The sequence below is a fragment of the Streptomyces sp. MNU89 genome (assembly GCF_020982505.1).
Taxonomy (GTDB): Bacteria; Actinomycetota; Actinomycetes; order Streptomycetales; family Streptomycetaceae; genus Streptomyces; species Streptomyces xinghaiensis.
On sequence record NZ_JAJKLL010000001.1, the window covers coordinates 1,704,012 to 1,730,750 of the forward strand.

The following is a 26,739-nucleotide window of genomic DNA, read 5'->3' on the forward strand; positions in this document are numbered from 1 at the left end:
CCAGGCAGTGAACAGCATCAGAACCCTCTGCTTCGTCATCGCGGCGCTCTCGTCCTACGCCGCGCTCACCTACCGGCTGTTCCAGGTGAGGCGCAGCTGGCGGGACGTCACCTACCGCACGCTGATGGTCACGCTGCTGCTCCAGTGCCTCACCTTCACGATGGGTGCCGTCGCCATGGGAAGCGACAGCTTCCTGGGCGTCGGCAACCTCGCGATCCTGGTGATGCACGTGTCGGCGGTGGCCTTCTGCGTCAGCGCGCAGATCATCCTGCTGCGCTGGGCGACCGACGCCGAGGAGGCGGTCTGGAAGACCCGCTTCTGGCTCGTGGCCGGTATCGCGCTGAACGCGCTGCTGATCGCGCTGTTCTTCGTCGCCGACGGGCCCGGCCGGCCGGCGTCGGACTTCAACACCGGCAGCGGCCGGCCGCTGGTGCTCACCTATCTCCTGTTCTTCATCGTCTCCCAGGCGATTCCGTGCGTGACGATCTTCCGCCAGTGCGGCCGTTACGCGCGGATGACCGACAACGACTCGCTGCGGCAGGCCCTGCGGATGCTCCGCGTCGCCGCGGTGGTCCTCTTCCTCTACTGCCTGGCGCGGACGGTCAACATCCTCACGGCCGCGGCCGGGGTGGACATCGGCGTCTGGCAGCTCGCCTCCAACATCTTTAGTGCCGCGGGCATCCTCGTTCTGTCCCTCAGCCTGACCATCCCCTCCTGGGGCGGGTCGGTCGCCAAGCTGGTGGAGTGGGCGCGCAGTTACCGGTCGTACCGGGTGCTGTATCCGCTGTGGCGGGATCTGTACGAGTCCTCCCCGGACATCGTTCTCGAGCCGTCCGGGGCCGCCTCCGTCTCCGATCTCAACTACCGCCTCCACCGGCGGGTCGTGGAGATACGCGACGGCTGGCGGGACCTGCGCCCCTATATCGACCGCACCTCCAACGGCGCCGGCGGGGCGGGCTCCGGGGCGAGCGAGGAGTCCCGGCAGGCGTACGCCGAGGCGGCACAGATCAGACAGGCCCTCCAGGCCAAGCGCACCGGCACCGTGCCCGACGACAACAAGGACGCCGGCGACTTCGAGGACCGCGACACGGACAACTTCGGCGCCGAGATCGTCTGGCTCACCAAGGTCGCGTCCGCCTACCGCAGGCTCGGCAAGACGGGCTGAGAGCGCTGGGTTGAGGGGGCCGCCCGGTCTGCCCCCTGCAGACCGGGCGGGCCTCCCCGTTCCCCCGTGTTTCCCGCGGACCGGGCGGATACGACCCGCCCGGCCCGGCCCGGTTCGTTCCCCCGTCCCGGGCCGGGCCGACGCGGCCGGCACCCAACTCGCTTCCCCCGTAAGCGAATTAGCTGCCAGCTATCGGCCGGGGTCCACGTTGGCGCAGTACCGTCAGATTGTCAACTGACCGCTAATCTGGAAAACTGACGGTTAGCTGAGAGCAAGACCGAGGAGGTGGCGGGAGGGAGATTGGGAATGTCCGAGACCGACGAGCGGCCCGTGCTGGCAGTACGCCTGGACCAGCTCTTCAAGACGGTTCGGCCCAAGGGCAGGCACTGGACGAACGCCGAAGTGGCGGACGAGCTGAAGCGGGCCAACCCCGACCTCCGCGTCGGGGGCGTGTACCTCTCGCAGTTGCGGACGGGCAAGCGCTCCAACCCCTCCCCGGACCTGCTGGCCGCCCTGGCACGCTTCTTCGGCGTGTCGGTGGCCTATTTCTTCGACGACGAGGTCGCCGAGTCGGTGCTCAGCGAGGTCGCCGCCATCGAGGCGCTGCGGCAGGCGGGGGTCCGCTCCGTGGCGATGCGGGCCGCCGGGATGAAGAGGGAGAACCTCCGGGCCATCACGGCCATCATGGACCAGTACCGGCAGTTGCAGGGCCTTCCGCCCGTCACCGATCCCGATCCCGCCGGCCCCTCGGAGCAGAAGTGAGGGGCACCGGCCGGTGAGAGGCAGCAGAAAGGGCCGGCCGGCCGACCAGGACCGCCGCAGCCGGCTCAAGCGGCTCCGCAAGGCGGGCGCGCGGCGGCTGGCCGAGCTGGACCTGCCGAAGGTGGCCGACGTGGCCGAGCTCTGCCGCTACCTCGGCGAGATCCGCGACCGTCCCATCACGGTGGTCCCGATGCAGATGCCCGCGTCGCACCCGTGCGGCATGTGGGTCGCCGCGCGCGACGAGGACCTGATCTTCTACGACGCCAACACGACCAGCGCGCATCGGGAGCACATCATCTTGCACGAGCTGGGCCACATCATCTGCTGCCATCGCGGGGCGGGTTGGCTGGACGAGGCGAGCGCCCGCCTCCTCTTCCCCAATCTCGACCCCGACCTCGTGCGCGACATGCTCCTGCGCGCGACCTACGACGACGTGCAGGAACAGGAGGCGGAGATCATCGCCTATCTGCTCTCGCAGCGGGTGGGCAGCACCAAGGGACGGCGCGGCGCGCCCGGGCCCGGGCGGGGCCGCCGGGGAGGGCGGGGGTCCGGGAGGACGCCACGCTCGACCGGATCGAACGCACGCTGATCTGAGATGCGCCCCTTGTCCCGCCCGTCCCCTCATCCCCGGCGGCCGCCACCTCCTCGGCCAGGACCGACACGGCCCGTCCGATGTCCTCCTCCCGGTGTTCACTGGTGACGAAGAAGCGCAGCCGCGCGAGCCCCTCCTCCACCGCGGGGTGGAAGATCGGGTCGGCGACGACACCCCGGTCGAACAGCCGGTCCGCGACGCGCAGGGTCCGCGCCGAATCGCCGAGGAGACACGGCACGATCGGCGTGTGGGCGCTGGAGCCCGTCGCCAGGCCGGCCGAGGAGGCCAGGCCGAGGAACAGCTCCGCGTTCCGCCGCAGGGCGCGCACCCGGTGGGGTTCGGCGGTGATCAGCTCGGTGGCGGCCAGAGCCGCGGCCGCGTTGGCCGGGGTCAGGCCGACGCTGTAGACGAAGCCGGGCAGCGTGTGGCGCAGCCACCGCACCATCCGGGCCGAGCCGCCGAGGTAGCCGCCGCAGCTCGCGAAGGCCTTCGAGAGGGTGCCCATCCACAGATCCACGTCGGACCGGTCGGCGCCGAAGAACTCCCCCACACCGCGGCCGAGTTCCCCCACCGTGCCGATGCTGTGCGCCTCGTCGACCATCAGCAGGGCGCCGTAGCGCTTCTTCAGCCCGATCACGGCCGGCAGGTCGGCCAGATCGCCGTCCATGCTGTAGGCGCCCTCGACGACGATCAGGACCCGCCGGAATCGGGAGCGGTTGAGCCGCAGCAGGTGCTCCAGCCGGCCGGTGTCGTTGTGGGGGAACGGGCGCCGCGCCGCCCCGGACAGCGCGCAGCCCTGCAGGATGCTGTCGTGGGCCAGATCGTCGTGGAGCACGAGGTCCCGCGGGCCGAGGAGATGCCCGATCGCGGTGACGTTGGTGGCGTGGCCGCTCACCAGCGCCAGGCAGTCGTCCACGCCGAGGAAGCCGGCGAGCGCCCGCTCCAGGCGTACGGTCAGGTCCCGTTCGCCGGAGAGGACCCGGCTCGCGGAGACCGAGGTCCCGTACCGCTCCACCGCTTGCCGCGCGGCCTCGGTGACCGCCGGATGGCCGGAGAGTCCCAGGTAGTTGTAGCTGCCGAAGGACAGGTACTCCCGGTCGCCGATGACGGTCCTGTCGCGGATGTTGCCCTCGTGCACGCGGAAGTACGGGAAGTCCGCGCCGCTGCCCGTGATGGCGCTCAGCCGCTCCTCGAACTGCCGCACCTCCGGGAAGTCGTCGACGCGGGCGGTGCCCGCGTCCCAGTCCGCCGGTGTCTCACCGGGCAGCAGTCCCCCGGGTGCGGGCGGCCGCGTGACGTGCGGGGCGACGAGCGCGATCAGGCGCGCGATGGTGAGGTCCGGCGAGAAGATCTCGTCGGTGCGGAAGCCGGGTATCCGCTTGCCGATGTTGACCTCCAGCTCCTGCAGCATCAGGGAGTCGAAGCCGAGGTCGGTCACCAGCACCGTCCGCTCGCTCAGGTCGGAGACGGGGAAGACGCTGGTCCGCGACACCTCCTCGAAGACGAGGGACGCCGCGGCGGACGCGGCGCCGGGGTGCGCCGTGACGGGCGCCGGCCCGGGCGGGCCCGGAGGGGCGGGGCGGCCCTCCCCCACTGCCCTGACGGCGTGGGAGGTGCCCCCATCCACTGCCCTGACGGCGTGGGAGGTGCCCCCATCCACTGCCTCGGCGCCGGGCGAGGCGGCGCCGTCGGCCGACGCCCCGGCGGCGTGCGACGGGTCCCCGTCCTCGCGGGCCGATTCGTCCACCACCCAGTGGTGGCGCGGGGCGAGAGGGCTCGGTGGCAGGGTGTACGGGGGTATGCGCTCCCGCGCCGGGCGGAGGTCCGCACCGGCGGTCACGCGCTCCGCGAGCCGTGCCAGCACCGCCCAGCGCGCTTCGGCGGACAGCGAGCCCGGCGCCGGCACCGCGACCTCGGGCAGCTCGTCACCGGCCGGCCGCGCCGTACCGGCCACCAGCCCCGGACCGAGGTTTCCGGTCCGCCCCGCCGCCACGGCCCCGGCCGCCTCGGTCAGCTTGGCGGCGGCGTCGGCGGCGTCCTCCGCCACCAGGGCCAGTCGCTCCGCGAAGAGGGTCCGGCGGGCCAGGGTGTCCGCCACTCCCGCCGGCGGCGGCCGGTCGCCGTCGATGATCTGCGCCAACTCCCTTGCGTGCCGGGCCAGTCCGGCGCGGTCGCGGGCGCTGAGCACCAGCAGGTGCGGCCCCTCGTCGGGCGCCGGGCGGTCCGCCACCGGGCGGGCCGCTGCCGCGTCGCACTCCTCCACCACCAGATGGACCCCGGTGCCGCCGAAGCCGAAGGCGCTCACCCCCGCCCGGCGCGGCTGCCCGGACCCCGGCCACGGGGACGGTTCCGCCGGGACGGTCAGCCGTGCGGCGTCGAGCCCGGAGCGGTCCGCCAGGCCGAACTCCGGCTGCGGCGGTATCACTCCCCGGTGCACGGCCAGGACGGCCTTGACGAGCCCGGCGATGCCGGCGGCGTTGAGCGAGTGCCCGACCACCGCCTTCACCGCGCCGAGGTAGGCGGGCGCGCCCTCTTCCCCGCGCAGCTCGCGCAGGACGCCGACCTCGACGGGATCGCCGACCGTGGTCCCGGTGCCGTGCGCCTCCAGATAGCCCACCGCGTCCGGGGCCAGGTCCGCGTCACGGTAGGCCCGGCGCAGCGCCCGGAGCTGGCCGGCCGCCTCGGGGTGCAGACCGCCCTGGACGGTCCCGTCGTTGGCCGTGCCCACGCCCCGGATCACCGCGTAGACCCGGTCGCCGGCCGCCAGCGCGTCGGACAGGGGGCGCAGCACCAGGACCCCGGCGCCCTCCCCGAGGACGAAGCCGTCGGCCTCCGCGCCGAAGGGCAGGCATCTGCCGGTGCGCGAGATGGCGCCGATCCGGCACAGCCCCACCAGCAGGTCCGGGGTGACGTGCAGTTGGGCGCCGCCCGCGAGGGCGATACGGCACCGGCCGGCGCGCAGCGCGAACACGGCGTTGGCCACGGCCATGAGCCCGCCGGAGCACGCCGAGTCCAGGGCGTAGCTCTCGCCGTGCAGATCGAGGACCGAACTGATCGTGTTCGGGCCCATGTTGAGCAGCAGCCCGGCCACGGAGGTGCCGTGCAGGCCGCTGACGCCGCGGACCGCGTCGGCCCAGCCGGGGCCGGCCGCCCGCGCCCCGAACTCGCCGCCGGCGAGCTGGCGCATCCGGATCTGCAGGGTGCTGAGCCCGCGGTAGCCGCTCTCGGTGAGTGCCGTGATCACCGAGGTCTCCTCGCGGTCGAAGCCCTCGGCCTCCCAGCCCGCGTCCTGGACGGCCTCCCGGGCGAGGTCGATGAGCAGCCGGTGCTGGGGGTCCATCGCCCGGGCCCGCCGCGGCGGGATGCCGTAGTGCACGGCGTCGAAGTGGCCGATGTCCGGCAGCAGCGCCATGGTGTCGGTGTACGCCGAGCAGGTGTCGCGGAAGTCGTCGCGGAGGAAGGCGGCGGCGCGCCACCGGGAGTCCGGGACGGTGGAGAACTGCGCCCGCGGGTCCATGAGGAGCCGCCAGTACCGGTTGACGTTCCGCGCCCCGGGGAACCGGCAGGCCATGCCCACGATCGCGATGTCGTCGCGCCGTGCTCCGGGTAAGCCCGCGGGGGGTTCCTTCGCGGTCGCGGCCGTCACCGGGAGGCCGCCAGGCGCTCGCGCCACCAGTCCACCGTCGCCCCGACCTGTTCGTCGAGGGGGGTGGCCCGCACCGTGAACGCGGCTTCGTAGGCGCTCGCGTCGATGACGAACGGTCGGTCGAACTGGTAGCGGACCTCCTTCAGTTCGCGCAGCATCGGGGAGAAGAGCGACGCGATGCCCAGCACCGCCGGCGGCAGGCCGCGCACGGCGACCGGCCCCGTCCCGGCCCGGGCGGCGAGGCGGTCGGTCATCTCCCGGACGGACTGCGGGGGCGCCGTCGGAACGTGCCAGGCGCGTCCCCGGGCCCGTTCCTCGCCCGCGACCTCGACGAGCGCCCGCGCCACGTCGGGGACGTAGCTCCAGCTGTGCGGGGCGTCCGGGTCGCCGAGCGTGGAGACCGGCTTGCCGCGCAGCAGCCGGGGCATGACGCGCCCGGCGAGGTGCCCGCCGTCGGTCACGCCGGGCCCGAAGAAGTCCGAGGCGCGCACCTCGACGGCCCGGATGCGGCCCTGTTCGTGGAGCTGCCGGGTCTGCTCCCACACGGTGGCGCGCACGCGCCCCTTGGGGCCGGTCGCCGCGAGCGGCAGGTCCTCGGTGAGGGGGCCGTCCACGGGGCCGTAGCCGTAGAGGTTGCCGAGCATGACCAGGACGGCCCCGGTCTCCTCGGCCGCCGTGTGGAGGGAGGAGGCCAGCGGCGGCCAGTCGCTCGCCCAGCGCGGGTAGGGCGGTGCGGCGCAGCTGTAGATCGCGTCCGCTCCCCGGGCGGCCTCGGTCAGCCGCCCGCTGTCTGTCGCGTCCAGCGCGACGTGTTCGATACCGGGCTCCGGACTTCGGCCCGACTTGCTGATGACTCGTACGGAATGCCCCTGATCGGCCAGCAGCCGTGCGGTGGCTGCCCCGGCGGGCCCGAAACCTAAGACGACAGAAAGGCTCACGCGCGCACATTAGCGCGTGTGTGCGGTGGCTGTGGCAGGGGTGCCGGGGGTGTCGGCGGGTGCCTGCCGGCCTGCGCCGCCGGGGTGGTCTCCGCCGGCGGGGCACGGGCGGCCGAGAGCTCGGCGCCGTCCCGTCACCGCTGGTTGCAGGGGTTTCCCGGCCGCGCGGACGGGAACTCCGTCACCCGGCGAGCCCGCGTGGACGGCCCGGCGGCACGGCCCTGCGCGTGGCAGGGTGGAGCCGCCACCCGGCCCGGCGGGCGAGCGGGCGACCGGGCCGGACCGGACCGGGACCGCCCGGAACCGCTCGGGACGGCCGCCGAAACCGTCCGGCGGACCGCGGCCGTAGGGCGGACCGCGGCCACAGGGCGTTCCGGCACAGCATCGTCGCCGCAGAGGAACCGGAGGGCCGGGCGTGATGCCAGCGCGATCCCGCACCCGGGGGGCGGGCACCCCGATCGGGGACTACGGGCTGCTGTCCGACCGGCACAGCGCGGCCCTGGTCGACCGCACGGGTGCGGTCGACTGGCTCTGCTTCCCCCGCTTCGACAGCCCCGCCGTCTTCGCCGCCCTCCTCGACGAACGCGCCGGAAGCTGGACGATCCGGCCGGCGGGTGACACCCGCGTCACCCGCCGGTACGTGGAGGACAGCATGGTCCTGCGGACCGAGTTCACCACGCCCACCGGCACGGTCGTCCTCACCGACGCCCTGGCCACCGGCCCCGGCAGGGACCCGCACCGGCTCGGGGAACGGGCCCCGCACCTGCTGATCCGTTCGGTGCACTGCTCCCGCGGCTCCGCCGAACTGACCGTGGACTTCCGGCCGCGCCCGGAGTACGGCCTGGTCGTCCCGCTGCTGTCGGTGTGCGAGGGCGGGTTCCGGGCCCGCGGCGGCCCCGCCGACTTCGCCCTGACCAGCCCGGTCCCCCTCACCCGGGCCGCCGGCGCGGCCCACGGCACCGTACGGGTACGGGCGGGGCGGACGCTCCGCTTCGCCCTGCAGTGGGCCCCGTCCGGCGGTCCGGACCCGCGGGTGTGGAGCCAGGACGACCTCGCCCGGCAGCTGGAGGACACCGTCACCGCCTGGCAGCGGTGGTCACGGATGCACCAGAGCTACTCCGGCCCCTGGAAGGAGCAGGTGCACCACTCCGGCCGGATCCTCCAGGCCCTCTCCTACCAGCCCACCGGGGCGATCGTGGCCGCGGCGACCACCTCGCTGCCCGAGGACCCCGGCGGGGTGCGGAACTGGGACTACCGCTACGCCTGGGTGCGGGACGCCGCGTTCACCATGGACGCGCTGTGGGTGGCCGCCTGCCCGGACGAGGCGGACGAGTTCTTCGCCTTCATGGCCGGCGCCGCGGCCACCGGCTGGACCCGCTCCCACCTGCAGATCATGTACGGCATCGGCGGCGAGCACGACCTGAGCGAACGCGAGCTGCCGCATCTGGCCGGCTGGCGCCGCAGCCGGCCCGTGCGCGTCGGCAACGGCGCCTGGAACCAGCCCCAACTGGACGTCTACGGCGAACTCCTCGACACCGCGGCCCGCTTCGAGGACCAGCTCGGCTCCGGGCCGGCGCTGCGCTCCTTCCTGACGGGCCTGGCCGACACCGCCGCCGAGGCGTGGCGCCGGCCGGACCACGGCATCTGGGAGATCCGTGGCGAGGCGCGGCACTTTCTGTACTCCAAGCTCATGTGCTGGGTTGCGCTCGACCGCGCCGTGCGGCTCGCACCGCTGCTGCGCGCCACCGGGCACGCCGCGGCATGGCGCCGGACCCGCGAGGAGATCCGCGCCGCGATCCTCGACCGGGGCTGGAACCCGGCGGTCGGCGCCTACACGCAGTCCTTCGGCAGCGACGCCCTGGACGCCTCCGCCCTCATGCTGCCCCTCACCGGTTTCCTGCCCGCCGACGACCCGCGTTTCCTCGCCACCCTCGACGCCGTCGCCGCCCACCTCACGGACAGCCGGGGCCTCGTACGGCGCTACGGCACGGCCGCCGGCGTCACCGGCGTCGACGGGCTGGCCGGGCGGGAGGGCAGCTTCCTGCTGTGCACCTTCTGGCTCGCCCAGGCCCAGGCGGTGGCCGGACGCACGGCCGAGGCCCGCGCCACCTTCGAACGGGCCGCCGCGCACGCCAACGACCTCGGCCTCCTCGCCGAGCAGGCCGCCCCGGACACCGGGCAGCCGCTGGGCAACTTCCCCCAGGCGTTCAGCCACATCGGACTGGTCAACGCCGCGTGGACCATCGCCCAGGCGGAGGAGCGGCACGGGGAAGGGTCCGGCGGAGGGCCTGCGGGCTGACGGCCCGGCACCCGGTTGCCGCAGCCCGGAGGTGTGAGCGCACCGCGTCGAGATCCCGGTGCCGCGGCGAGGAGAGGGGCGTCCGCGTCGTCCTGCGGTGATGTGACGGCCGCGAGCCCGTGGGTGTCAGGCACCCGCGGAGGCGTGGACGCGGGCGCGTTGCCGTTCACGTTCACGCTCGCGCTCGCGCTCGCGGACCAGGGATTCCTCCAGGCGGCGGAGGCGGGTGAGCTGGCGGTGGCTGCCCCAGGCGCCGACGGCGGTGACGCACACCAGGACGGCGAGCAGGAACAGGCCCGCTCCGACGGCGCCCTTGACGATGACGGCGAGGGCCGTCGCGATGCCCACGGCCAGCGCGGGAAGGGCGATCCAGGCGTGGCGCATCCGGTGGCGGCGGTGGACCAGCAGCCGGTACATGGCCACCCGCTCCCGCCGGCGCCGGGGGATCTCGCCGTGGCGGAGCCTCCGGTCGAGGTCCGCCGCGTCGTCCTCGCTCAGCCCGGCGGCCTTGCTGTCCCGGCGCTGGTCGAACGCCAGGACGGCCGTGCCCACGGCCGCGAACACCGCGGCGCGTGCGAAGGAACCGGACCAGGACTCCCGGCCGGTGAACGCGAGCGCGGGCCACGCCACCAGCAGGATGAGGAGCGCCTGGGCCCCGAGGTGTCGTTCGAGTCTTTGCGTCAGCTTCCGCATGCTTCGCGTGTTCCGCATGGCCGCGCGCCCTTTCCGCTTCTCGGAGGCGGCTTGTTCGGTTTCGCCTGCCCCCGTTGTGCCGTTTCCAAGGTCTGTGTACGGGGGTTGGCCGGAAGTGACCGGTCACGGCGATCGGCCGGGGCGGGTGTGATGTCCGTCTCCGGACGACCACCCGGCTGGGGGTCCTGCCGCACCATGGCCGGATGACGAGTGGAATCGACGCCGCGACCGCGGACGCGTGGGCCGCACTCGGCGGCCCGGAGGACCTGGCCGGCCGTGTCTCCTTCACCGGGGCGGAGGGCATACTCCCGGCCCGGCTGCCGGTGCGGGAGCTGGCGCGGGCGACGGTGGGCGTGTGCTCGCTGGCCGCCGCCGAGCTGCTGGCCGCTCGCAACGCCTGCCCGCTGCCGGAGGTGCGGGTGCACGAGGGGGCGGTGGCCACGGCGTTCGTCAGCGAGCGCCATCTGCGGATCGACGGCCGGGCCCCGGTCACCTTCGCGCCGCTGTCCGGTTTCTGGCGGGCGGCCGACGGCTGGGTGCGGACCCACGCCAACTACCCGCACCACCGTGCCCGGTTGCTGGCCGCCCTGGGCATCGGCGAGACCGCCGACGACCGGGCGGCGTCCGCGGCGCTGGCGGCCGAAGTGGGTTCGCGCCCGGCCCGGGAGGTGCAGGAGACCGTCTACGCGGCGGGCGGCCTGGCCGTGGCCGTCGCCACCGAGCCGGCGCCGGCCGTCCACCCGCTCGTCGGAACACGGATCACCGGGGCGCGGACGGCCGGCGGGGGCCGCGCCCGGGAGCTGCCGCCGGCCCCGCTGCCGGCCGCCGGGGTCCGGGTCCTGGACCTGACGCGGGTCATCGCCGGCCCCGTGGCCACCCGCACCCTCGCCCTGCTGGGGGCCGACGTCCTGCGCGTGGATCCGCCCGGCGTCCGGGAGTTCGCGGACGCCCACGCCGACACCGGCATGGGCAAGCGCTCGGCGCTGCTCGACCTCTCCTCCCCCGGAGGACGGGAGACCTTCGAGGAGCTGCTCGCCTCGGCCGACGTCCTGATCACCGGCTACCGGCCCGGAGCGCTCGACCGGTACGGGCTGTCGCCGGAGGCGCTGTTCGAGCGCCGGCCCGGCCTCATCGTCGCCCAGCTCCGCGCCTGGGACCCGTCCGGGCCGTGGGCCGGGCGGCGCGGCTTCGACAGCCTCGTCCAGGCGGCGTGTGGCATCGCCGCGGCCGAGGCCGCCGGTGACGACGGCCGGCCCGGCGTGCTGCCCGCGCAGGCGCTGGACCACGGCACCGGGTATCTGCTCGCGGCCGCGGTCCTGCGTGCCCTCACCGACCGCCGGACGACCGGGGCCGGCCGCCATCTGCGGCTCGCCCTCGCGGGCACCGCCTCCTGGCTGCTGCACGGCATCCGCCCGGCGCCCCTGAACGGCGAGCCGTACGAGCCGGAAGCCTGGCTGACCGAGACCGCCTCCCCGCCGGCACGCTCCGCCACGCCCTCCCGCCCGTCGGGTACGCGGGCGCGCCCGCCAACTGGAGCCGCCCGCCCGGGGTGTGGGGCACGGACCGTCCGGCCTGGGAGAGCTGAGAGGCGGCGGCGCGGCTTCACGGCTTCACGGCGGCTCACGGACAGGGCCGCCGCTGCTGCCTCCGCTGCCCGCCTTCCGGCGGGGCCGACTGTGCTACTTCAGGCCGGCCATGGTGGCGACCAGTACGGCCTTGATGGTGTGCATGCGGTTCTCGGCCTCGTCGAAGACGACGGAGCGGTCGGACTCGAAGACCTCGTCGGTGACTTCGAGCGAGGTCAGGCCGTACTGCTCGTGGATCTCGCGGGCAACCTTGGTGCCGAGGTCGTGGTAGGCGGGCAGGCAGTGCAGGAACTTGACGTCCGGGTTGCCGGTCGCGGCCAGGACGTCCGCCGTCACGGCGTACGGGCTCAGCAGCGCGATCCGCTCGTCCCAGACCTCCTTGGGCTCGCCCATGGAGACCCAGACGTCGGTGGCCACGAAGTCCGCGCCGCGCACGCCCTCCGTGATCTCCTCGGTGAGCGTCACCCGGGCGCCGCTGCCCGCGGCGAGCCGCTCCGCCTCCGCCACGACCTCCTCGGACGGCCAGAGGGACCGGGGCGCCACGATCCGGACGTCCATGCCGAGCAGCGCGCCCGTCACGAGGTAGGAGTTGCCCATGTTGCAGCGGGCGTCGCCGAGGTAGGCGTAGGCGATCTCGTGCAGCGGCTTGGGGCTGTGCTCGGTCATGGTGAGCGTGTCGGCGAGCATCTGGGTGGGGTGCCACTCGTCCGTCAGGCCGTTGAAGACGGGGACCCCGGCGTGCGCGGCGAGCTCCTCGACGGCCTCCTGTCCGTGGCCCCGGTACTCGATGCCGTCGAACATCCGGCCGAGCACCCGGGCGGTGTCCTTGACCGACTCCTTGTGCCCGATCTGCGAGCCGGAGGGGTCCAGGTAGGTCGTCGAGGCGCCCTGGTCGGCGGCGGCCACCTCGAAGGCGCAGCGGGTGCGGGTCGAGGTCTTCTCGAAGATCAGCGCGATGTTGCGGCCCCGGAGGGACGGCGTCTCGGTCCCGGCCCGCTTGGCGGCCTTCAACTCCGCTGCCAGCGCCAGGAGATGGCGGAATTCCTCGGCGCTGAAGTCCAGCTCCTTGAGGAAGTGGCGGCCCGTGAGGTCTGTCGCCATGGGGAAGCTCCTCGGTCACTGACGATGGTGGGGTGGCGGGGCGCCGTCCGGCGCGGTGGAAGACTATACGATACCCCGCATCGCTATACGCTGGCCAGGGTGATCCGTCCCGAGTGATCCCGGAGCCCCGGGCCCCGGTTGGCGGAGCGGCCCCGGACCGCCCCGCCGGGGCCGTCACCGCCGCACCGGGTCCCGTTCGACCGGGCAGCTCATGCAGCGCGGCCCGCCCCTCCCCGCCCCAGTTCGCTGCCGGGGATCTCGATGACCTCGACCCCCTGGTCGCGCAGGTACGCGTTGGTCGTGGAGTTCCGCTCGTACGCGACCACGACCCCCGGCTCCACGGCGAGGACGTTGCAGGCGTCGTCCCACTGCTCGCGCTCGGCCGCGTGCACGTCCTGGACCGCGGTGAGGACCCGGATGCGGTCCAGCCCGAGCGCCGCCGCGACGGCCCGGTGCATGTGCTCCGGCGGATGGTCGGTGACCTTGAGGTCCTGCACCTCCGCGCCCGGTTCGATGGTGTACGAGCGGAGCATGCCCAGGCCCGCGTACTGGGTGAAGGTGTCGCCGTCGACCATGGTCATCACCGTGTCCAGGTGCATGAACGCCCGGCCCTTGGGCATGTCGAGCGCCACGATCGTACGGGCCGAGCCAGCCGCGAACAGGCCCCGCGCCAGCATCTCCACCGCCTGCGGCGTGGTGCGCTCGCTCATCCCGATCAGAACCGCTCCGTTGCCGAGGACGAGCACGTCACCGCCCTCGATGGTGGAGGGGTGGTCGCCCTCGCCCTCGGACCAGACGCGGAAGCCGCCCGCGCGGTCGCCGCGGAAGAGCGGGTGGTGCCGGTAGACGGCGGCGAAGTGCACGGTCTCGCGCTGCCGGGCCGGCCAGCGCATCGCGTTGATCGCCACCCCGTCGTAGATCCAGGCCGAGGTGTCCCGGGTGAAGAGGTGGTTGGGCAGGGGCGCGATCAGGAAGTCGTCCGGGTCCATCACGTGGAAGCGGACCGACGCCGGCTCGGCGTACCGCTCCAGGAACTCCCGTTTGGTCACGCCGCCGATCAGCGCCCGGGCCAGCTCAGGGCCGGGCAACTCCTCGAACAGCCCGCGCAGATGCCCGGTGGCCAGCGGCCCGTACTCCCGTTCGTCGAAGGTGCGGTCGAGCACCATCTCCCGGGCCCGCGTGATGTCCAGGCTCTCGCCCAGCAACTCCTCGAACAGGTGGACCTCCACGCCGCGTCCGCGCAGCACCTCCGCGAACCCGTCGTGCTCCTCCTGCGCGCGGCTCACCCAGAGCAGTTCGTCGAAGAGCAGGGTGTCCTTGTTGCCGGGAGTGAGCCGTTTCAGCTCCCTGCCGGGACGGTGCAGGATGACGCGGCGGAGCCGCCCGGCCTCGGAATCCACATGGAACGCCATGCCTCCATCCTGGCCGAGGCGGGCCGCCGGCGCCCGCACCGCGGTCGTCCTCGGCCTCGGAGTGTCGCACGGCCGTGCGAACCGGGGCTTACCGTCTGCTCCGCAACGGACCTCACCCCGGGTGTTGCACCCTCCACAACACTCATTGCGTCCCGCGGGACCGGTGAGAAGGATGCCGGTATGGTCTCCGTGCTCGCCCTCGCGCCGCCCGTCATCCCCGTCGTCGTCATCGACAACGCCGCCGACGCCGTACCCCTGGCCCGCGCCTTGGTCGCGGGTGGGCTGCACGTCATCGAGGTCACCCTTCGCACGCCTGCCGCGCTCGACGCGCTCCGGGCTGTCGCGGAGGAGGTGCCCGATGCGGTGGTCGGCGCCGGCACGGTCCTCTCGTCGTCGGCCGTGACGGGGGCGGTCGCCGCCGGGGCGCGCTTTCTGGTGAGCCCCGGATGGACAGCGGGGCTGCTGGACGCGATGGCGTCGTCGGGGGCGCCCTTCCTGCCGGGGGTCTCCACCACATCGGAGGTCGTCGCACTGCTGGAGCGCGGGGTGAGCGAGATGAAGTTCTTTCCCGCCGAGGCGGCGGGCGGCACCGCCTATCTGGGATCGCTCGCGGAACCGCTGCCTCAGGCCCGTTTCTGCCCCACCGGAGGGATCTCGCGCGCCTCGGCGCCCGCGTACCTCGCACTGCCGAACGTCGGCTGTGTGGGCGGCACATGGATGGCGCCCCGTGAAGCCATCGCGACGCGGGACTGGGCGCGGGTCACCTCCCTCGCCCGGGAGGCAGCGGCGCTCAGAAGCCGGACCGGCGGGGCCGGCGGCGCGCGGCGGCGCACGTCGGTCCGGGCGGGAAGTGAAGAGGGTCCTAGCCGAGGACCGCCAGGGCGTCGATCTCGATGAGGAGTTCCGCGGGGAGATTGACGTAGACCGTTGTGCGGGCGGCGGGGGCCTGCCGCAGGCCCTGTTCTTCGAAGTGGGCGTTGTAGATCTCATTCATCTCGGCGAAGTGGTCCGTGTCCGTGAGGTAGACGCGGATCATCAGCACGTCGTCCCAGCTCGCGCCGCCCTCCCGTAGGACGGAGGCGACGTTGGCGAGGGTCTGCAGGGTCTGCTCGCGCAGGGTCGGCCCGGCGACGGTGGGCGCCCGGCCCTCGGCGGCGGGGAGGAAGCCCACCTGGCCGGCGACCTGGAAAATGTTGCCCTTGCGGACGCCGTGGGAGAACGCTGCGGGCGGGACGGTGTGGGTGGCGGGGGTGATCGCGGTCTTCTCGTTCATCTGGTGTCCTCGGATGGGGTGGGCTGACGCGGCATGCCGCCGGAGTACTCCTGGCTGATGGAGTCGGCGGTGCGGCGCACCAGCGGGAGCAGGCTGAGAAGTTCCTCGGCGGTGACGACGACGTTGGGCGCGGAGACCGACATGGCGGCGACGACGCGGCCGTCGGCTCCGCGGATGGGGGCTGCCACGCAGTTGATGGACTCCTCGTGGCCACCGAGGTCGGTGGCCCAGCCCTGTTCGCGTACGGCCGCCAACTCCTTGAGGAAAGCGGCGGCGTTGGGGATCGAACGGGGCGTGTAGCGCGGGAAGTCGAGGCGTGCGGCGAGGGCTCGGCGCTCGGCCTCCGGCAGGTCGGCGAGGAGCAGCTTGGCCACGGCGGCGGCGGTGATGGCGACGGGCTTGCCGATCCGCGAGTACATGCGGACGGCGTAGCGGCTGTCGACCTTGTCGAGGTAGAGGACCTCGTCGTCCTCGTACACGGCGAGGTGCACCGTGTGCCCGCAGCTCTCGTTGAGGGCCACGAGGTGCGGGTGGGCGATCTCGCGGATGTCGAGGTTCTCCAGGGCTTCCTGCGCGAGGGCGAAGAGCCTGGCACCCAGGCGGTAGCGCTGGTCCTGCAAGCGGTAGACGAGTCCGTGCTCGTGCAGCGTGCGCAGAAGACGCAGGGCGGTGGACTTGTGGACGCCGAGCTGCTCGGCCACCTGTCCGAGGTCGGCGGGCCCCTGTGCGAGCAGCGGCAGAATGCTGAGGGCGCGGTCGACGGTCTGGCTCATGCTGTACGTACCTCCTCCGTGGCCTGCGCGGCTGTCGTCCAGCCGGGGCCGAGGTGAAGTGTCCCCCAGTGCTCGTCGTCGAGGGCTGCCAGGCGGTCCGCGCAGGCGAGGGTGAGAGGTGCCACGTCGCGGGCCGCGGAATCGTGGCGGCCCGGTGGGCCGGCGGGCGGCGGGCTGCCGAGGTCGCCGGGGACGGTGAGGGCGGCCGCGGCCATCAAGTGGCCGTGCCGCAGCCGGGCGCCCACGGGCAGAGCGCGCAGCGTCGCCGACAGGAAGCCGGCCGCGAAGGCGTCGCCCGCACCGACCGGGTCGATGACGTCCACACGCGGGGCGGGTGCGCGGGTGGCGGTGTCGCGGCACACCTCCGGTGCACAGGGCTCCGGCTCACGGGCGTACGCCACCGCTCCGCGTGCCCCCTGTTTGACGACGAGGACGGCGGGCTCCGGCAGCGCCTCGCGGATCGCCGCGGGCCCGTCAAGGCCCCACGCGTGCGCCGCCTCGTCCTCCCCCACGAACAAAAGGTCGGCCCGGCAGGCGAGTTCGAGGGACACGGCAGGGTCGTCCCGGCCGAGTCCCGGGCGGTGGTTGACGTCGAAGGAGAGCAGCGGACGACCGGCCCGGCGGGCGGTCAGATGACGCATCAGCGCCAGGCACTCCGCGGAGAGCGCCGCCGTCATGCCGGAGAGGTGCAGGATCCGCGCCCCATCGAGATCCTCCTGCGGGACATTGGCCGGGGACATCACCGAGGCCGCGGAACCGGCGCGGTAGTAGACGACCTCATGCGCCGGTGTGGCCCGGTCGGTCGCCGTGCGGAAGTAGACGCCGGTGGGCCGGTCCGCGTCCCGCCGGACCGCGCTGACGTCGACACCGTAGGCGGCGACCGCCGCGATCAGATGGTCGCCGAAGCCGTCGGCTCCGACCCGGCTGACCCACTTCACCGAGTGGCCGGCCGCGGCCAGTGCGCAGGCCACATTGGACTCCGCGCCGCCGATGGCGCGGGCGAAGGACGGTACGTCGGCGAGACGTCCCGGGCGGGAGGGCAGGAAGGTGACCATGGACTCGCCGAGGCAGACGACGTCGACGACGCCACCGTCCACTGCTGCGGTTGCGGCGGTCACTCCTGCGCTCCTTCGGGGATCGTCGCCCGGCACCTGCTCCATTGACCTGGCATGGGCCGGGATGTTAGACACCGGCGAGCGGTACACGCAATGGCTGTTGCAGACTGTGCAATACCCGGGCAGGGGGAAGCGCACCATGCCCGCCACCAACGCCGTCGAAGGCCTCCACCGGCTGGACCACATCCGCGCCTTCTCCTGACACCGCTCCCGGGCCCGCCGGCACTCGTCCCGGCAAGGACCCGGACCCTCGCGGACCGGCCCGTACCGAAAGGCACACCGTGGATCTCGTCATCCGTGACGTACGCGTCATCGACGGCGCCGGCGGTGACTCCTACCGCGCCGACGTCGGCATCCGAAACGGCCGGATCGCCGCCGTCACCAGGGAGGCCGAAGCAGGGGGCGACCGTCCCACGGGACGCCGCGTCCTGGAGGCGCACGGCCTCGCCCTGTGCCCGGGCTTCATCGACATGCACGCCCACAGCGACCTCGCGCTCCTGCGCGACCCGGACCACAGCGCCAAGGCCGCGCAGGGCGTGACGCTCGAAGTCCTGGGACAGGACGGGCTGTCGTACGCGCCCGTCGACGACCGCACGCTCGCCGGCGTGCGCGCGGCCGTCGCGGGATGGAACGGCGACGGCACCGGCATGGACATCGACTGGCGCACGGTCGGCGAGTACCTCGACCGCATCGACCGGCAGGGCGCGGCCGTCAACGCCGCGTACCTGGTCCCGCAGGGCACGGTCCGGATGTACGCGGTCGGCTGGGACGACCGCCCCGCCACCCCGGCCGAGCTCGGGCGCATGAAGCAGCTCGTCGCCGAGGGCCTGGAACAGGGCGCCGTCGGCATGTCCTCGGGCCTGACGTACACGCCGGGCATGTACGCGACCGGCTCCGAACTCACCGAACTGTGCCGGGTCGTGGCCTCGTACGGTGGCTATTACTGCCCCCACCACCGCAGTTACGGGGCCGGTGCCCTTCAGGCGTACGAGGAGATGGTCCGGCTCGCCCGGAACGCCGGCTGCCCTCTCCATCTTGCCCACGCCACCCTGAACTTCGGCGTGAACCGGGGCCGGGCGCCCGAACTGCTCACGCTGCTCGACGACGCGCTGGACGCGGGCGCCGACATCTCCCTCGACACCTATCCGTACACCCCTGGCTGCACCACGCTCGTCGCGATCCTGCCGAGTTGGGCGAGCGAGGGCGGCCCGGAAGCGACCCGGGCGCGGCTCGCCGATGACGCCACCGCGGAGCTGATCCGCCACCACATGGAGGCCATCGGCTCCGACGGCTGCCACGGGGTGCCCGTCGAGTGGGACACGATCGAGATATCGGGCGTCTGCGAGCCCTCGCTCGCGCCCTTCGTCGGCAGGACCGTCGCCGAGAGTGCCGCCCGGCGCGGCGAGGAACCCTGGGCCACCGCCCGCGGTCTGCTGCTCGCCGACCGGCTCGGCTCCACGATCCTCCAGCACGTCGGCCATGAGGAGAACGTCCGCGCGATCATGCGCCACCGCATCCACACCGGCGGGAGCGACGGGATCCTCCAAGGGGACAAGCCCCACCCGCGGGCATACGGGACCTTCCCGCGCTACCTCGGCCGGTACGCCCGTGAACTGGGCGTCCTGTCCCTGGAGGAGACGGTCGCCCATCTCACGTCCCGGCCGGCCGCACGGCTGCGGCTGCCGGACCGCGGGCTGGTCCGCGAGGGATACCGGGCGGACCTCGTCCTCTTCGACCCCGGCACCGTCGCGGCAGGCTCCACCTTCGACAGCCCCCGCACCCTGCCGACCGGCATCCCCCACGTCCTGATCGACGGCAGGTTCGTCATCGAGGACGGCAGACGCACGGACGAACTGGCCGGGCGGGCGGTCCGCCGGACCCGGTGAGGGACGGCACCTCACCGGGTCCGGCCTTCGCCGCCGGCCCGCCTGTCCCCGGCGGTCCGGGGCTCATCCGGGAGGCGGCGGCCCGTCGAGCGGCCGCCCGAGCACGCCGGGCCGCTTCTGCCACGGCTTCGGCCCGTCCGGTGGCCGGTATCCCACCCCCAGGGCGTCCAGCCGCGCGTAATGGACGGTCATCCGCCGCTCGAAGTCGACGAAGTCCCGCTCGCCCGGCGCCGCGAGAGCACTCCAGGCCACCTCCGCGAACGCCGCGAGCCTGGGGAACGTCTGGTAGTCCACGCGCGCCTGGTCCTCCATCGCCTCGGTCCACACGTTGGCCTGCGTACCGAGCACGTGCCGGGCCTGTTCGGCCGTGAGCTCCGGCGGCACGGGTTCGAACCGGTAGACATCCTCCAGGGTGCGCACGTACCCGATGGGCACGGGCTCGTCGTCGCCTTCGGCCTGCCGGTGGTCCAGGTACACCTGTTGCTCGGGGCACATGACGACGTCGTGCCCGGCCCGCGCGGCGGCGATCCCGCCGGCGCGGCCACGCCAGGACGACACCGCGGCCCCCGGGGCCGGCCCGCCCTCCAGGATCTCGTCCCAGCCGATCAGCCGCCGCCCGCGCGCGGAGAGCCACCGGTCGAAGTGACCGATGAACCACGACTGCAGTCCGTCCTCGCCGGCGAGCCCGAGGTCCTTGATGCGGGCCTGCGCGGAAGGCGAGCGCCGCCACTGGTCCTTGGCACACTCGTCACCCCCTACGTGGATGAACTCCGAGGGGAAGAGGTCGAGGATCTCCTCGAACACCCCCTCGTAGAAGCGCAGTGTGGTGTCACCGGGGGCGAGCACGTTCGGAGAGATGCCCCAGGTGTCCCAGACGGTGAGGGCGGTGGTGTCGATGACATCGGTGTTGCCCAGTTCCGGATAGGCGGCGATGGCGGCCTGTGAATGCCCGGGTACGTCGATCTCCGGGACGACGGTGATGTGCCGGTCCGCGGCGTAGGCGACGATCTCCCGGATGTCGTCCTGGGTGTAGTAGCCGCCGTGCGGTGTCTCCACCCACAGGGGCGAGGCCCGGTGGCCCCGTTTCGTGCGCGGCCGCCAGGATGCGATCCCGGTCAGCTTCGGGTGGCGCTTGATCTCGACACGCCAGCCCTGGTCGTCCGTCAGGTGCAGGTGCAGGACGTTGAGTTTGTGTGCGGCCATCAGGTCCAGGTAGCGCAGCACGCCGTCCTTGGGCATGAAGTGCCTGGCGACGTCGAGGAGGAGGCCGCGCCAGCGGAAGCGGGGGCGGTCCCGGATCTCGGCTTCCGGCAGTTCCCAGCGGGTGGGACGCAGGAGTGCCCGGCGGTGGGCGTCGGGGCCGAGCAGCTGGCGCAGGGTCTGTGCGCCCCAGAAGGCGCCGGCGGTGTCCGCGCTGCCGATCAGCGTTCGGTTGTCGCGGATGGTGATCCGGTAGCCCTCGGACGGCAGGCTGGGGTCGTGGTGCAGCCCGATGGAGTTGTCCGCCGCACCTCCCCGCGGGCCGGGTACGCCCTCGCGCAGCGGCAGACCGGTGGCCGCCTGCAGTGTCATGCGCAGCCAGCGCTCTTCACCGCCCAGGCCCGGACTCGCTGTGAGCGTGGTGTCCTCGTCGAGGACGAACGTCTCATCGCCCCGCGTCGTGACGCTCTGCGCCGCAGGAATCAGGTGCGTCAGTGAGGTCATGTCAGTCCTTGACCGCTCCGCCCAGCCCGGAGACCAGCCGTCGTTGTACCAAGACGAAGAAGACCAGAACCGGGAGCGTCATCACCGTGGAGGCGGCCATCACACCGCCCCAGTCGGGATCGTCCGGCTTCATGTACACCAGCAGCGCCATCGGCAGGGTCGACTGGGATGTGTCGCTGATGATGAAGGACTTGGCGAACAGGAAGTCGTTCCAGGCCGAGATGAAGGAGAACACACTCGTGGCCACGAGGCCGGGGAAGACCAGGGGGAAGAGGATCTGCCACAGGAACCGCGCACGGCTCGCCCCGTCGATGTACGCGGCCTCCTCCAGCGCCTCCGGCACGGCCTTCACGAACCCTCGCAGCATCCAGATCGCGAAGGGCAGCGAGAAGGCGAGGTGCGGCAGGATCAGCGATCCCAGCGTGTTCAGCTGACCGAAGTCCCGCATGAGGAAGAACATCGGGATCGTCAGGGCCTCCACGGGCACCATCTGGGCCGCCAGAAACATGATCAGCAAAGTGGTCCGGAAGCGGAAGCGGAAGCGCGTCACGGCGGTCGCCGCGAGGAACGCGATCAGCGCCGAGGCGACCACCACGGTACCGGCGACGACAAGGCTGTTGACGAAGTAGCGGCCGAACTCCTGCTGCCCGAAGACGCGCTGGAAGGACTCCAGGGAAGGTGACGTGGTCCACGGCCGCGGTTCGCTCGACTCGATCTCCCCGGCCGGTTTGAACGCGCCGAGCACCATCCAGTAGAGGGGGAAGGCCACGACAGCCGCGACCAGCAGGGCCGAGGCCTCGGCGGCCAGTCGCCACGGGCGCTGTACACGCCCCCGTACAGAATTCACAGTTCCTCCCCCTGCCGGCGCAGCAACCGCAGGTAGACGAGCGTGACGGCCAGCAGGATCAGCAGCATCACCACGCCGATCGCCGAACCGAGGCCGTACTCGGACGATGCGAACGCCTGTTGGTAGGCGTACACGTTCAGGACCAGGTTCTGGCCCGCGATGCCGCCGCCGTTCGTCATGACGTAGATCTGGGTGAAGACCTTGAAGTCCCAGATCACCGATTGGATGGTGACGACGGTCAGGATCGGCCGCAGCATCGGCGCGAGCACGGAGCGCCAGATCCGCCACTGCGAGGCGCCGTCCAGGGCGGCGGCCTCCAACACCTCGGCGGGTACGGCGCGGATGCCGGCGTACACCGTCACCATCACGAACGGGAAGGAGCACCAGACGACTTCGAGCAGGACGAGGAAGAAGGCGCTGTAGCGCCCGTACGTCCACGAGTGGTCGCCGATCCCGAGGATCCGGTTCACCGGGCCGAAGTCGGGGTCGAAGAGGAACAGCCAGACCGTGGACCCGGTCACCGCGGGGGTGGCCCAGGCGCCGAGCGCGGCCAGCATCAGGGCGAGCCGCGGCAGCGCGCGCACGCGCGTGAGGAGCACGGCGAGCGTGCAGCCCGCGGCCAGCGTCGAGGCGACACACGCAGTCGCGAAGAGGACGGTCGCCAGCAGCACTTGCCAGAACTGCTCGTCCCCGAACAGCTCGGCATAGTTGTCAAGCCCTTGGAAGACGGTCGGTTCGCCGCCGCTGACCTGGGCCTGGGTGAACCGGAAGACCGAGATCAGGCCGAGCTGGTAGATGGGGTAGGCGAGCAGGGCACCGAGGACGACGAGGGCGGGGGCGAGGTAGAGCCACGGGGTCCATCCGGTGCGGGCACGCGCCGGCTTGCCTTGTGCCGGCACGCCTGCGGGAGCGAGGGGAGGTCCGGCGGGCTCGGCGGGGCGGCCGGTGACCGCCCCGTCGGGACCCGCGGCCGGAAGCCCTCCGGAGGCCGGCCCGTCCGGGGAGGGGCCGGAAGTTCCGGGCGGGGCGAGGCTGCCGGACCGGGGCGCACCACCGCGGGCAGCGACGCCCGCGCGGAGTCGCCCGGAAGGCCGTCCGATGACGCGCCCCCCGGTGTGTGGTCGTTCATCGGTGTCATCCGGCGGAGCTGAACGCGTCGTTCATCTTCTTCGCCGCGTCCTCCGAGGCCGCCGCCACGTCCTTCTTGCCGCTGACGATCTCCTGGAACATGGTCGGCAGCACCAGCGAGGAGTCGATCCGCGCCCAGGCGGGCGAGGCCGGGACGAACTTGGTGCCCGCGGCGAGCGTCTGCACGAAGGGCCTGACGAACGGCTCCTCGGCCGCCACCTGCTGCCGTACGTCCGTGAAGGTGGGCAGGAAGCCCATCGCGTCGAAGAGTTCGGCCTGCGTCTTCTTCGCGGCGAGCTCCTTCATCAGCTCGACGGCGAGCGTGCGGTGCGTGGTGCTCTTCAGCACGCCGATGTTGTTGCCGCCCGCGAACGCCGGCGCGATCGATCCGGCTGTCACACCCGGCAGCGGTACGACCGCGTACTTGCCCTTCACCTTCCCCGCCTCGACAGCGGTGTGGCTGAAGTCGCCGCCGATCGCCATGCCCGCCTTGCCGGCGGCGAACGCGGTGACCGTGTCGTTGCCGCCCATCCCGGCGCACTTGGCTGCGGGGCAGTTGTCGTCGCCGAAGAGCGAGGTGTACGTCTTGATGCCCTTCTGGGCGGCGGCGCTGTCGATGGCCGAGGCGTACGAACCGTTCTTGCCGGTGGCGAGTTCACCTCCGCCGGCCCAGACAAAGGGCATCGCGCCGTAGGTGTAGGCGCCGCCCACGACCAGGCCGTACAGACCGGGCTTCGCGGCGCGGATCTTGCGGGCCGTCGATGCCAGTTCGGTCATGGTCTTCGGAACGGGCAGACCCAGTTCCTCGAAGATGTCGGTGCGGTAGTACAAGGCGCGGACGCCGACGTAGAAGGGGGCGCCGTAGACCTTGCCGTCCACGGTGACCGCCTGCCGGGCGGTGGGGTCGGTGTCCTTGGCCGCACTCCAGCCGGCGAACTCCTCCGTCACGTCGAGGAGTCCGCCGTCGTGAACGTAGCCGGCGGTGTCCGTGTTGCCGTACTCCATGACGTCGGGGGCGGACTCCGGGTCGTTGAAGGCGGCCTTCACACGTTGGGCACGGGTTTCGACGGGGATGTACTCGACGTCGACCTTCGTGCCCTCGTGGGCCTTTTCGAAGGAAGCGACGACTGAGGCGACGACCTCTTCCTTCGGCTTGTTGCCGACCTCCTGGAAGAGCCAGACACGCAGGGTGCCCGTCTTCTGGTCCGTGCCGGAGGTGGAGTTGTCGGAAGCCTGGGGTGCGCAGGCGGTCACGACCAGGGCGGCGGCCGCGAGAGCGGCGAGGCGGGCGGGGAGCTTCATGGAGCGATCCTCCGAGCGTTGCAGCATACGCAATGGCTGTTGTGCTCTGAACAACATGGGGGAGGCTAGGGCTCCGTGAACCCGCGAACAAGAGGTCTCTACCACTCTGTGACCCCGTGACGCCCCGCACGCAACGACGAAAGCGGCAAAGGCCTCCGAGACCGATCAAAAGACACTTCGGACGGTCGTGCCCGAGCACTGGTTTGGTCTAGACCAAACGCGTTATGCTTCCGCCACCCCCCCATGACCACTCCACGGCCATGGAGGCTCTGCTTGACATGCTCATGCCTGTCTGCTTTCGGGCCGGCGGGTCCCAACCCCCACACAGGAGTTGTCATGAAGAGCAAGAAGATGCTGGCCGCCGCCATCGGCGCGGGGATCGCCCCGCTCCTGGTCGTGAGCCTGCCGGCCGGCAGCGCGAGCGCACACGGTTACATATCCTCGCCCCCCAGCCGGCAGGCCCAGTGTGCCGCCGGCCTGGTCTCCTGCGGTTCCATCAAGTACGAGCCGCAGAGCGTCGAGGGCCCCAAGGGCCTGATGAGCTGCAGCGGAGGGAACGCCCGCTTCGCCGAGCTCGACAACGACAGCAAGGGCTGGAAGGTCACCCCGGTCAGCCGGACGACCAGCTTCAACTGGCGGCTGACGGCACGGCACGCCACCAGCACCTGGCAGTACTACGCCGGTGGCCGGAAGATCGCGGAGTTCAACGACGGTGGCGCCCGGCCGGGCGCCACCGTCACCCACCAGGTGAACTTCGGCAGCCTGACCGGCAAGCAGAAGGTGCTGGCGGTGTGGAACATCGCTGACACCGCCAACGCCTTCTACGCCTGCGTGGACGTGAACGTGAGCTGAGGCGGGTTCCGCACCACCCGGCCCTCCCGGGGCCGGGTGGTGTCCCGGTGCCCGGAGCGGACGGTGCACCGCCCGCTCCGGGCACCGGGAGCCTCCTCCTCTCCGGTCGCCCGGCGGCCGGGAGCCTTCCGGACGACAGCGTGCGAGCACGTGCGAAAGGGTGGGTACGGCGGTGGAGAGCGTTGGTGAGCAAAGCCCGTGCCCTCCTCGGGGGCCCGCCCCGGAAGGAACGGGGTACGGCGGGCGGGTCCAGCGGCGCGGCCCGGGGCTCCTCAGGGTCTGCGTGGGCGCGGTGTTCCTCTGGTTCGGCGTCCCCAAGTTCTTCCCCGCGGCCAGCCCTGCCGAGGGGGTCGCCGTCCGGACCGCGTCGAAGCTCACCTTCGGTCTGCTGCCGCCGGACGTGGTGCTCCCTGTGCTGGCGGCGTCCGAGACGGCCATCGGCCTCGGCCTCGTCACGGGAGTGCTGCTCCGCATGGCCCTGGTGGGGTTCTTCGTCCACATGGCCGGCGTCTTCTCCGCGCTCCTGCTGCTCCCGGGGGAGATGTGGCAGGGGATCGCGCCGGTCCCCACCCTGGAGGGCCAGTACATCATCAAGAACGTCGTCCTGGTCGCGGCCTGTCTCGTGGTGGCGGCCGACGAGTGGGGCCGGCCGGCGCCGCCGTGAGGACGTCCGGGCACCGGAGTGCGCCGGCCGCGGACAGGATCCCCGAACACCCCGCCACCGGCCCCGTTCGGGAGGCGCGGTCACGAGGACGCCGCCGTCACGACCGCCCGCCCGGTGCCCTGCAGTCGGAAACCCCGAGCAGGCCGCCCCACCGTCCGCCGCATCGAGATGAGGACCCATGAACCGACACGGATCCAGCGCCCGCGCGATCGCCGTGACCCTGCTAGCCACCGGCCTCGCCGCCGCCCCGGCAGCCGCCGCCCCGCCACCACCGTGGCGAAGGCCCGCGTCGGCGCCGACTGGGCGACTCAGTCGATCGTCTTCACCGCCGCCGCGGGACAGGCCAGCGACCTCCACGTGATCCCCATGGATCTCGGCGCCGGAGTCCGGCGGATCGGCTTCCGCGACGCGGTCCCCCTCGACCCCGGCGACCACTGCGCGTACCTCGAACCCGGCGACGACACCTTCGTCGTCTGCGAACTGCCCACCGGCAGCTCCCGGCCGGACAGGATCGACATCTTCCTCGGCGACCGGGACGACACGCTCGTCACCAGCGACCCCGGGGTCACCACCGTCCGTGGCGGCCCCGGTGACGACACGCTGCACGCCCACAGCGCGCACACGGTACGGGGCGACGCGGGCGACGACATCGTCATGGGGCGCGCGGTCCTGGACGGCGGCGACGGCACGGACCACCTGATGGGCGACGACAGCGGCCAGCGGCTGTGGGGTGGCCGGGGCGACGACATGATCGAGGCGTACGGCGGTGCGGACATCGTGTACGCCGGCCCGGGCGACGACCACGCCATGGGCGGGGACGGCCACGACATCGTCCTCGGCGGCCCCGGCGACGACACACTGCACGGCGAGGACGGCGACGACCTGGTCAGCGGCGGCCCCGGGAAGGACACCGTCGAAGGCGGCCCGGGCCGCGACGTCGTCCTCCGCTAGCGCTCTGACCGGGAAGGTTCGCCGGGGCGGTCGTCCGGGCGGTTGGATGC

At 72.7% G+C, this 26,739-nt stretch carries 18 protein-coding genes and 3 pseudogenes; 9 read left to right on the plus strand and 12 right to left on the minus strand.

From position 1 onward, the window contains the following. The first annotated feature begins 7 nt into the window (after positions 1–7). Together E4N63_RS07225 and E4N63_RS07230 are read left to right on the plus strand one after the other, a co-directional pair. Positions 8–1,165 carry an MAB_1171c family putative transporter gene (locus E4N63_RS07225; protein ID WP_125623698.1) on the plus strand — a complete coding sequence of 386 codons (1,158 nt, stop codon included), beginning with the start codon at positions 8–10 and terminating at the stop codon, positions 1,163–1,165. A 306-nt stretch (positions 1,166–1,471) separates the two neighbouring features. Next, a complete protein-coding gene (locus E4N63_RS07230) occupies positions 1,472–1,927 on the plus strand; it encodes a helix-turn-helix domain-containing protein (protein WP_125623697.1) in 456 nt (151 codons plus the stop codon). A gap of 455 nt (positions 1,928–2,382) precedes the next feature. On the opposite strand, the gene E4N63_RS07235 is transcribed toward E4N63_RS07230, so the two are convergent. Together E4N63_RS07235 and E4N63_RS07240 are read right to left on the minus strand one after the other, a co-directional pair. Beyond that, a complete protein-coding gene (locus tag E4N63_RS07235) occupies positions 2,383–6,192 on the minus strand; it encodes an aminotransferase class I/II-fold pyridoxal phosphate-dependent enzyme (protein WP_374112705.1) in 3,810 nt (1,269 codons plus the stop codon). Next, the gene (locus E4N63_RS07240) at positions 6,162–7,103 is read right to left on the minus strand and encodes an NAD-dependent epimerase/dehydratase family protein (protein ID WP_230240249.1); all 942 of its coding nucleotides are present in this window, start codon (positions 7,101–7,103) and stop codon (positions 6,162–6,164) included. Before E4N63_RS07240 ends, E4N63_RS07235 begins: the two co-directional genes overlap by 31 nt. A 418-nt stretch (positions 7,104–7,521) precedes the next feature. Here E4N63_RS07240 and E4N63_RS07245 point away from each other — a divergent pair, with 418 nt between their 5' ends. Beyond that, positions 7,522–9,402: a glycoside hydrolase family 15 protein gene (locus E4N63_RS07245; protein WP_125625478.1), complete on the plus strand. Its 1,881-nt coding sequence runs from the start codon at positions 7,522–7,524 to the stop codon at positions 9,400–9,402. 126 nt (positions 9,403–9,528) lie between these two features. Here the strand turns inward: E4N63_RS07245 and E4N63_RS07250 are convergent, their stop codons facing one another. Beyond that, positions 9,529–10,095, minus strand: coding sequence for a hypothetical protein (locus E4N63_RS07250; RefSeq protein ID WP_230240250.1), 567 nt, complete (start codon positions 10,093–10,095; stop codon positions 9,529–9,531). Positions 10,096–10,298: 203 nt separating this feature from the next. Between E4N63_RS07250 and E4N63_RS07255 the strand changes: the two are divergent. After that, positions 10,299–11,680: pseudogene (locus E4N63_RS07255) on the plus strand (CoA transferase). A gap of 94 nt (positions 11,681–11,774) precedes the next feature. Here the strand turns inward: E4N63_RS07255 and argF are convergent. Beyond that, complete coding sequence (gene argF / locus E4N63_RS07260; RefSeq protein WP_125625476.1) at positions 11,775–12,782, minus strand: ornithine carbamoyltransferase; 1,008 nt, start codon at positions 12,780–12,782, stop codon at positions 11,775–11,777. Positions 12,783–12,956: 174 nt separating this feature from the next. Next, positions 12,957–14,194, minus strand: a pseudogene (locus E4N63_RS07265) (arginine deiminase). 180 nt (positions 14,195–14,374) lie between these two features. Here E4N63_RS07265 and eda point away from each other — a divergent pair. Then, the gene (eda, locus tag E4N63_RS07270; protein ID WP_230240251.1) at positions 14,375–15,091 is read left to right on the plus strand and encodes a bifunctional 4-hydroxy-2-oxoglutarate aldolase/2-dehydro-3-deoxy-phosphogluconate aldolase; all 717 of its coding nucleotides are present in this window, start codon (positions 14,375–14,377) and stop codon (positions 15,089–15,091) included. Here the strand turns inward: eda and E4N63_RS07275 are convergent. The 3 genes from E4N63_RS07275 to E4N63_RS07285 are packed head-to-tail and all read right to left on the minus strand — an operon-like array spanning position 15,057 to position 17,400. After that, complete coding sequence (locus E4N63_RS07275; RefSeq protein WP_230240252.1) at positions 15,057–15,467, minus strand: RidA family protein; 411 nt, start codon at positions 15,465–15,467, stop codon at positions 15,057–15,059. The two genes, eda and E4N63_RS07275, sit on opposite strands and share 35 nt — an antisense overlap. Then, positions 15,464–16,240 (minus strand): IclR family transcriptional regulator, encoded by a 777-nt coding sequence (locus E4N63_RS07280; protein WP_230240253.1) that lies wholly within the window; start codon positions 16,238–16,240, stop codon positions 15,464–15,466. Before E4N63_RS07280 ends, E4N63_RS07275 begins: the two co-directional genes overlap by 4 nt. After that, complete coding sequence (locus E4N63_RS07285) at positions 16,237–17,400, minus strand: sugar kinase (RefSeq protein ID WP_374112706.1); 1,164 nt, start codon at positions 17,398–17,400, stop codon at positions 16,237–16,239. The genes E4N63_RS07280 and E4N63_RS07285 overlap by 4 nt, the downstream gene beginning before the upstream one ends. 236 nt (positions 17,401–17,636) lie before the next feature. Between E4N63_RS07285 and E4N63_RS07290 the strand changes: the two genes are divergently transcribed. Then, the gene (locus E4N63_RS07290) at positions 17,637–19,241 is read left to right on the plus strand and encodes an amidohydrolase family protein (protein ID WP_230240254.1); all 1,605 of its coding nucleotides are present in this window, start codon (positions 17,637–17,639) and stop codon (positions 19,239–19,241) included. A gap of 63 nt (positions 19,242–19,304) precedes the next feature. On the opposite strand, the gene E4N63_RS07295 is transcribed toward E4N63_RS07290, so the two are convergent. The 4 genes from E4N63_RS07295 to E4N63_RS07310 form a co-directional block, all read right to left on the minus strand. Continuing rightward, positions 19,305–20,945, minus strand: a complete 1,641-nt coding sequence (locus tag E4N63_RS07295) for a beta-N-acetylhexosaminidase (RefSeq protein WP_230240255.1) — start codon at positions 20,943–20,945, stop codon at positions 19,305–19,307. Position 20,946: 1 nt separating this feature from the next. Further along, positions 20,947–21,792 (minus strand): carbohydrate ABC transporter permease, encoded by an 846-nt coding sequence (locus E4N63_RS07300; RefSeq protein WP_230240256.1) that lies wholly within the window; start codon positions 21,790–21,792, stop codon positions 20,947–20,949. Next, the gene (locus E4N63_RS07305) at positions 21,789–22,691 is read right to left on the minus strand and encodes a carbohydrate ABC transporter permease (RefSeq protein WP_230240257.1); all 903 of its coding nucleotides are present in this window, start codon (positions 22,689–22,691) and stop codon (positions 21,789–21,791) included. The genes E4N63_RS07300 and E4N63_RS07305 overlap by 4 nt, the downstream gene beginning before the upstream one ends. A gap of 235 nt (positions 22,692–22,926) precedes the next feature. Then, on the minus strand, positions 22,927–24,222 hold the full coding sequence (locus E4N63_RS07310) for an extracellular solute-binding protein (protein WP_230240258.1): 1,296 nt from the start codon (positions 24,220–24,222) through the stop codon (positions 22,927–22,929). Between the two features lie 336 nt (positions 24,223–24,558). Between E4N63_RS07310 and E4N63_RS07315 the strand changes: the two genes are divergently transcribed. The 3 genes and pseudogenes from E4N63_RS07315 (at position 24,559) to E4N63_RS07325 (ending at position 26,689) form a co-directional block, all read left to right on the plus strand. Then, positions 24,559–25,074, plus strand: coding sequence for a lytic polysaccharide monooxygenase auxiliary activity family 9 protein (locus E4N63_RS07315; protein ID WP_230240259.1), 516 nt, complete (start codon positions 24,559–24,561; stop codon positions 25,072–25,074). A 172-nt stretch (positions 25,075–25,246) separates the two neighbouring features. Beyond that, complete coding sequence (locus E4N63_RS07320) at positions 25,247–25,738, plus strand: DoxX family protein (RefSeq protein ID WP_230240260.1); 492 nt, start codon at positions 25,247–25,249, stop codon at positions 25,736–25,738. Positions 25,739–25,916: 178 nt separating this feature from the next. Beyond that, a pseudogene (locus E4N63_RS07325) lies at positions 25,917–26,689 on the plus strand (calcium-binding protein). The last annotated feature ends 50 nt before the right edge of the window (positions 26,690–26,739 follow it).